Annotated in this window: 1 protein-coding gene; it reads left to right on the forward strand. The window is 59.2% G+C overall.

What is annotated here, in order from left to right:
• A partial coding sequence (locus Q5Y75_RS28305) for a winged helix-turn-helix domain-containing tetratricopeptide repeat protein (protein ID WP_306203639.1) occupies window positions 1–1,500 on the forward strand: 1,500 nt, incomplete at both ends.

Below are 1,500 nucleotides of genomic sequence, written 5' to 3' on the forward strand. Positions count from 1 at the left end.
TACAACCCAGACAAACACTACCTCATCAAAGGCGATGTCTCTATCTCGTTAACACCAAAGGCCGCCGCGGTTCTGGAATGCCTCGTAGCCCGTACCGGCGAGGTTGTGTCGCGTGAAGAACTGCTCGCGGAAGTCTGGCCAGGGCTGCACGTGACGCCCGACCTTGTCCGGGAGTACATTCACGACCTGCGCGTCGCATTGGGCGACGATGCACAAAACCCCAGTTTCATTAAAACCCTGCGCGGTCGCGGGTTCCAATTCCTGGGCGGAGTCCAGACAGGCGCAGCAGGCATGGCAGGGCTTCTGCCCCCGCGTGAGGCGCGTGTCACTCTCGCCATTCTGAGGCCCTATGTCAAAGAACATGCGCAGGACTGCGCGCAAGTTTCAGAGGCTATCGCAACCGATCTCATCAACGAGCTGGGGCGGTATCGCGACATTGCCGTGGTTGCGCGCATGTCGTCATTTTCCATCGACATGCAGCAGGATGCGCGGGCCATAGCACAGTCGCTTGAGGCTGACTATCTGCTTGAAAGCAATCTCGATATTATCGGTGGCTTCGTTCGGGCGCGTTTTCAGCTGGTGGATGGCAAATCGGGACAAGCGCTTTGGTCAGACAAGGCGGAGCGCCCGGCGACCAACCTGAATGCGGCACGCGATGAAATTGTCAGATCAGTTGTTTCAAAGCTCGTCGGCTGGCACGGTGAGCTTCACGTCGCGCAGTTCAAATCAGCCTCCGTGCGCGCGCCCGAGGACCTCAACGCGTTTGAGCATTTCATCCGGGGGTGCGATATCAATCTTGAACTCGATGAACAGGGGCTGATGCGCTCCGTCGAGCATTTTCGCCGCTCGCTGGAGTTGGACCCGCGTTTCGCCCGTTGCTGGGCGATGAAATCGGTCATGCTGCGTTGGGCCTATGACGTCGTCGCAGACCCCTCCTCCGAGATGCTTGACGAGGCGGGTGAGGCGATCGAGCAGGCATACCGTCTTGAACCGCACGATCCGGCCAATCTGGCATTGGTGGCCATCAAATGGGCCGGTGACGGAGATCTGCAACGCGCGGTCGAGGCAACGCAGAGCGCAGCACAATCGGTTTCGTCGGACGCTGATGCCTGCATCGCGGTAACCACGCCACTTGCCTTTGTTCTTGGCGATCTGACCGCAGCCCGCGAGATGCTCGATAAGGCGCAGGCGCTGAACCCTGCGCTCCCCGGTTATCATCGGGTCGTGGAAACCCGGATTGCGTTCTTTCTTGGTGAATACGAAAGGTCGGTGGCGGCATCTCAGCGCGGGTTCGAGCATGTCTCCAGCCTCGGCTTTCGCGCCTTGTCGCAGGCTATGCTGAACGAAACCGAAGCAGCCCATGCCACCATTTGCGAGATTACAAAACGGTTCCCACGCTTCAACCTCGAAGCCTATGCGGACAGGTTTCCCGTTGTCCACGCAAGCGCAAGAGACCGGTTTGAGCGCGCGCTCAACCGTCTTCGCAATTTGGTCGATCCC

It is taken from the genome of Ruegeria discodermiae, from assembly GCF_030758345.1.
In the GTDB taxonomy this organism is placed as follows: domain Bacteria; phylum Pseudomonadota; class Alphaproteobacteria; order Rhodobacterales; family Rhodobacteraceae; genus Ruegeria_C.